Here is a 5,913-nt window from a genome sequence, read left to right as displayed (position 1 = left end):
CGCCCGCACTTCTGGGTGTTTTTCTTCAAATTTAAAAACTGCACTTTTTGGGGGGGGGGGGGGGGGCGACTTTAGGGGTTTTTTCACGTTAGGGGTTAATAGGACAGGGAAAGCAAATTTACAACAGTTACTACGTAGTGTCCACCCAGCGCGGTTTTTACGTTTCTTTGTAAAAAACTGCGATTTAATTCAGGGTGAAAATCCATCGTTTACTGCTATTTTTCGCCTTCCTGGCACCCGTGATTGGTCAGGCTCAACCGCTTGGCGGACAGCGGGTATTTTCGTTTCTGGATTTACCCACGCACGCTCGTGTAGCCGCCCTCGGCGGACAGCTTGCCTCGGCCACGCGCCCCGATGGTACGTATCACCTGAACAATCCCGCGCTTGCGGACTCTATCGCAACTAATCAGTTGGCTATCAGCCTGATGCCGTATCTGGCAGCCGCTAAATATTACACGCTTCAGTACGGTATTCCGATTCAGGGTAAAGGCAAATGGGCGGCTGGTTTGCAATACCTCAGCTATGGTCAGATGACCTTGACCGACCCCGTGGGTAATACGCTCGGTACGTTTACGGCGAACGATTACGCGCTCAGTATCAGTCATGCCCGTACGGAAGGCAATTTTACGCTTGGGGCTACGATCAAAGCCGTTGGGTCAGCTATTGAAACGTATTCAGCCTTTGGCGTACTGGCCGATCTTGGCGGTGTCTGGCGTCACCCGAAACAGGACCTGACGTTCGGGCTGGTCGCGAAAAACGTGGGGTATCTGGTTAAAAACTATGGGCCTATTGACGCGGATTTACCCTTCGATTTGCAGGCAGGCGTTACGTTAAAACCGCGCCATGCGCCGATTCGCCTGACGCTGACGGCGCATCATCTGCAACGCTTCGATATTAGCTATAACGATCCGAATCTGAATGTTCGATACGATTTGAGCGGCAACCCTATTCCGCAAACGACCAGCGTAACCGAGAAGATTGCCCGCCATCTAATTATCGGTGCTGAACTTCTGATTCACCGAAATGTGCATCTGCTGGTCGGTTATAATCATCAGAAACGGCAGGAAGGCAAGCTCACAACGGGTGGCGGAGCCGCGGGCATTTCATTTGGCGCATCCGTACAGGCGCGTGGTTTTCAACTGACATACGGGCGCTTTACCTCAGTCCCCGCAGCAGGTACAAGCCAGCTTTCGCTACGTATCGACCTGAATCGGGTAATCAAGTAAGATCCTTTACGACGTTTTGTATCCCAGTGCTTTACTTTTCGCGACAAATACTACGTTATCTGAAACAGATGCAACGACTATGGAACCGTATTATCTGGGTGGGTACTACCTTATTAAACTAACGCCAATTATGTATTTCGGCGCGACCGAGCCCCGCGTTTTATATACCAGCAGCAGTTGCTTTAATCAGTACGTATTTGATTACTGGTGTCTGTCATCAAGTGAACCCGATGAAAAGGATATACTTGAGCTTGACCTTACGGACGATAAAATAAAAGCGATCAAAAAATGGTCGGGCGAGCAGTATCTAAAAGGAAAAATCAAATGGGGAAACGGCTTTCCCGATTTGGAAACTGCCGAAACATTCAAAAACCTGTTTTTCCCGGATTTGCCCGATACATATATCTACGCCATTTATTTGCCGGAAACAGACAGAAATTCGTTTTTGTCCGACTTTAAAAATGATTTCAATAAAGGTGATTTTGGATTATACTACAATCTGTCCGGGAAAATTCCGGAAGAAGATAATCCGGATGAAGAGTTTATTGGCTACGATTTTATTGGAGTTGATCTTGGCGGGGGTTTTCACTCCTTTTACTGCCACGGTATCGGCGATGAATTGGCCGAAAAATTTTCGTTACAATTCAATCGGTTCGGGTTATTTGACGATGTCAAACAACCCGAACCGATTCGCCAGTATTTAAATGCCCCCGGCGCACCTGTAGAACCTGTGCCCTGGTACATTGCGAAAACGAAACGGAAAAAACAACGTAGCACTGACGGGTTTTCGCATTAAAACCGTCCCACCCGCTTTTGCAATGCATCGCGCGTGAGGGTGATCAAATGACCGATGGGTTTGCCAGACCGATACGTAACAACACGCAACGTAATGGGGCCTTCGGGAAGCTCAATAGGCTGGCTGTATTTGGTCGAAAACTGGTCGGGCATGGTGTCGTCGATGGTGTAATAAATATCCAGCCCCGGAACTTCGCCCGCCATTTCCAGAACAAGCTTGCCGTCTTTCTGGCTCGTTTTCACAATAGCATCGTACACCGCCCGCGAATAATTCACCTGCGCTACATCGGCCCGATCGAAATGGGTTTCCATACGCTGTACAAAGTTGGGCCAGTTTTTCACCTCTTTCGGCGACCAGTACACTTCCGACAACGCCCAGGCACGCGGATAGGTCATGTACTCGGCATAACGTAGCGTCGGAATCTGTTCGGTCCAGAGGTTGCCCTGCCCACCCAAAATGTATTTGGCATCGACGCCATCCGGAACCGGCTCGAAACTGTAGCTTTTCTCAGTACGCAGGTTAGCATAAATGGGCGGATCGATGGTTGGGTCGCCCTGGTTATAATCTAGATAAGCAAACGTAGTAGGCGTCATCACTACGTTATGACTAGCGTGTGCCGCTTCGATACCGCCTTTAATACCGCGCCAGCTCATAACCGTAGCGCCCGGCGAAATGCCCCCTTCCAGGATTTCATCCCAGCCTAATAATTTCTTGCCTTTGGCAGTCAGAATCTTCTCGACGCGGCCCATAAAATACCCCTGCAAATCCTCGACGTGGCGAATATTCAGTTTTTTCATCAACGCCTGACAACCCGGATCATTGGCCCAATAGCCTTTGTAACATTCATCACCACCCACGTGAATGTATGGATTTGGGAAAAGCGCGGCCACTTCAGTAAATACCTTATCCAGAAACACATACACGTTTTCATCCGACGGATTCAACGTATTCTCGACTTTCATTTTGAACGTACCGTTGCCGTACCATTCCGAAAAAGGCGTTCCGGGATTGACTGTAACGGGCGTTTTGGTGCAGCTCAGCTCAGGATAAGCCGCGAGGGCAGCCATGCTGTGGCCCGGCACGTCAATTTCAGGAACAATCGTTACGTTACGTGCCTGTGCATAGGTTACAATTTCCCGGATATCATCCTGCGAGTAAAATCCTCCGGACGTAGCCTGTTCACCCGGTTTTGGATCGGCACGATCGCCAAAATGGCCAGCTCGCGGCACCCGCCAGGCGCCAACTTCGGTCAGTTTGGGCAACGACTTGATTTCAATCCGCCAGCCATTGTCGTCCGTCAGGTGCCAATGGAACGTATTATATTTCAGCTTTGCCAGTTGGTCGATATACCGCTTTATTTCTTCTTTGGTGAAGAAATTACGGCTCACATCGAGCATAATGCCCCGCCAGCCAAAACGCGGATAATCCGTAACCTTCACTGCTGGTAAAGTCCAGGTTTTGGCAACGACCATTTTACTACCAATTTCCTTAGGCAGTAGCTGCGTCAAGGTCTGCATCCCGTAAAACAAACCCGCCGGACGATTGGCCGTAATGACAACCCCTTTCGCAGAGGCATCGAGTGTGTAGCCTTCCTCACCAAGCTGGGCATTGGGCGTAGCATTCAGGTTCAGTTGAATTTTACCGGCTTTCCCTTGTTTTGCCGCTAGTCCAAACCCGGTCGGTACGTTCAGCTGCTCGGTAAGTATGTCGGCAACGACTTTTGCATCGGCCTGGCTGTACTGAATCGTTGTTGCTTTGGTAAGGGTAAACACTCCGCTCTGTGGCTGTACACTAACAGGCTGCGGAATCAATTGGATCGCCTGTGGATAGGCCAGACTGTACAAAAGCAGAAAAAAAACCGTGATGGTCAGTTTTGAAAACAAACGCATGAGTTAATAGAATTGTGGTTTTATGGTTGACGTTCACTACAACAAAAAGCCAGATAAGTGGCTTGGTTACTACTTAGCCAGTAAACATTTGCTGACATATCTAATACAAACACAGGCTGATAGGGATCGTCTGTAAACATCAGATTTTATTCACGAACACCTGTACAAGTATCTGACAATCTGCAGCGTATTGGCCCTTATCCTCGGCGGCTGGATACCTTTACTTTTCCCGTATGTTCCTGACAAAAGGTGTATATACTCCTAATTTTTCCGTAGCATTGGCACAATTTTCAATTTCCTTTGTTTCTTTTCAAAAGCGTTTCATTTAGTACGCTTTATGTATTTCAATGACCCAATCACTTAAAGACCTTACCCCTCGGCAAATTGTCGCCGAGTTAGATCAGTATATTATCGGTCAGAACGATGCCAAACGTAACGTAGCCATTGCGTTGCGAAATCGTTGGCGTCGGATGAATAGCCCGGCCGATATGCAAAACGAAATTACTCCCAACAATATCCTGATGATTGGAGCTACGGGTGTCGGAAAAACCGAAATTGCCCGCCGACTGGCCAAGATTGCCGATGCTCCGTTCATTAAAGTAGAAGCTTCAAAATTCACCGAAGTCGGTTACGTTGGCCGCGACGTGGAAAGTATGGTGCGCGACCTGGTTGAACAGTCGGTCAATATGGTACGTAACGCCAAGAAAGAAGCGGTTCAGGTGAAAGCGCAACAACAGGTTGAAGATGCCATTCTGGATATTCTGATTCCGCCCGTGAAGCCAGCCAACGGCCAGCACTTAGGTTTTGAGAACGAGAAAAAACCTGATTCCGATGCCGAACTGAACGAACGTACGCGCGAGCGTTTCCGCGAGAAAATCCGCTCCGGCGAAATGGACGACCGCAAAATCGACATTGACGTACAGCAGAATCAGGCGCCAAACATTGGGGTTATGGGTGGTGCTATCGACGACCTGTCGATGATGAACATTCAGGAAATGATTGGCAACATGATGCCCAAGAAGGGCAAAAAGCGCAAAGTTAGTATTGCTGAAGCGCGTAAAATCCTGCTGGAGGAAGAAGCCGCCAAGCTCATTGACATGGACGAGGTGAAAGAAGAAGCGATCCGAAAAGCCGAAGATGCTGGTATCATTTTTATCGACGAGATCGACAAAGTGGCTTCGGCCCGATCGGGCAATGGCGGTGGCGGTCCCGACGTCAGCCGCGAAGGTGTGCAGCGCGATTTGCTGCCGATTGTAGAAGGCAGCGCCGTGAACACGAAATATGGTGTTATTCATACCGATCATATTCTGTTCATTGCTGCCGGTGCTTTCCACGTAGCGAAACCGAGCGATCTGATCCCTGAATTGCAGGGCCGTTTTCCGATTCGGGTGGAGTTGCAGAGCCTATCGGAAGGAGATTTTTACCAGATTTTAAAGGAGCCTAAAAACGCACTGACCAAACAATACGAAGCGATGCTGGCCGCTGAGAATGTTGAACTGAGTTTTCAGGACGACGCACTACGTGAACTGGCGCATATTGCTTTCGAGGTGAATAGCGAAGTAGAAAACATCGGAGCCCGCCGTCTGCAGACCGTATTGAGCCATCTTATGAACGATTTCATGTTCGACATTCCCGACGTCATCGGCGCCAATGCGAAAGTGGTTGTTACGAAAGAACTGGTTGGCGAAAAGCTGAATGGCCTGGTGAAAAACCGGGATTTGAGCCAGTTTATTCTGTAATTGAATTGAACGTAGCGCGAACCAACGTTCGCGCTACGTTCTTTCGGCTACAATCCGAATTCGTTTATAATCAGCGTACCAGCGTCCATCCCGGAAAAGAACGGGCCGTAGCGCTATGTTGACGGCATCGAGTATACTTGCTTTATCGGTTGGTGTTACGTTCTCGAAAAAATAAGGACCGAATTGTTCAATCCAGTCGGTTAATCCAGTTTCAGGATCACTCAACAACGTATCGCGATCATAATGCTGCGCCAGCCGGACGG

General features: G+C 48.9%; 4 protein-coding genes and 1 pseudogene. 3 read left to right on the top strand and 2 right to left on the bottom strand.

Translation table 11 applies throughout. From position 1 onward, the window contains the following. Positions 1 to 194 precede the first annotated feature (194 nt). Together porQ and ACOJS8_RS25475 are read left to right on the top strand one after the other, a co-directional pair. Positions 195 to 1,226 (top strand): type IX secretion system protein PorQ, encoded by a 1,032-nt coding sequence (porQ, locus tag ACOJS8_RS25480; protein ID WP_420151380.1) that lies wholly within the window; start codon positions 195 to 197, stop codon positions 1,224 to 1,226. Between the two features lie 79 nt (positions 1,227 to 1,305). Next, positions 1,306 to 2,022: a hypothetical protein gene (locus ACOJS8_RS25475; RefSeq protein WP_420151379.1), complete on the top strand. Its 717-nt coding sequence runs from the start codon at positions 1,306 to 1,308 to the stop codon at positions 2,020 to 2,022. Here ACOJS8_RS25475 and ACOJS8_RS25470 read toward each other — a convergent pair. After that, a complete protein-coding gene (locus ACOJS8_RS25470) occupies positions 2,019 to 3,911 on the bottom strand; it encodes a beta-N-acetylhexosaminidase (protein WP_420151378.1) in 1,893 nt (630 codons plus the stop codon). The genes ACOJS8_RS25475 and ACOJS8_RS25470 overlap by 4 nt on opposite strands. A gap of 347 nt (positions 3,912 to 4,258) precedes the next feature. Between ACOJS8_RS25470 and hslU the strand changes: the two genes are divergently transcribed. After that, positions 4,259 to 5,650 (top strand): ATP-dependent protease ATPase subunit HslU, encoded by a 1,392-nt coding sequence (gene hslU / locus ACOJS8_RS25465; RefSeq protein WP_420151377.1) that lies wholly within the window; start codon positions 4,259 to 4,261, stop codon positions 5,648 to 5,650. Between the two features lie 33 nt (positions 5,651 to 5,683). Here hslU and ACOJS8_RS25460 read toward each other — a convergent pair. Continuing rightward, positions 5,684 to 5,913 (bottom strand): annotated as a pseudogene (locus ACOJS8_RS25460) (SAM-dependent methyltransferase); the annotation flags it as partial.

It is taken from the genome of Spirosoma sp., assembly GCF_048594605.1.
GTDB lineage: Bacteria > Bacteroidota > Bacteroidia > Cytophagales > Spirosomataceae > Spirosoma.
Note: the sequence above shows the minus strand (reverse complement) of the source record. Positions and strands in the feature narration are given on the sequence as shown.

Excerpts from the sequence above, each read along its gene's own strand:
- ACOJS8_RS25475 (WP_420151379.1), top strand. The coding sequence starts at position 1,306 with ATGGAACCGTATTATCTGGGTGGGTACTACCTTATTAAACTAACGCCA.
- ACOJS8_RS25470 (WP_420151378.1), bottom strand. The coding sequence starts at position 3,911 with ATGCGTTTGTTTTCAAAACTGACCATCACGGTTTTTTTTCTGCTTTTG.
- hslU (WP_420151377.1), top strand. The coding sequence starts at position 4,259 with ATGACCCAATCACTTAAAGACCTTACCCCTCGGCAAATTGTCGCCGAG.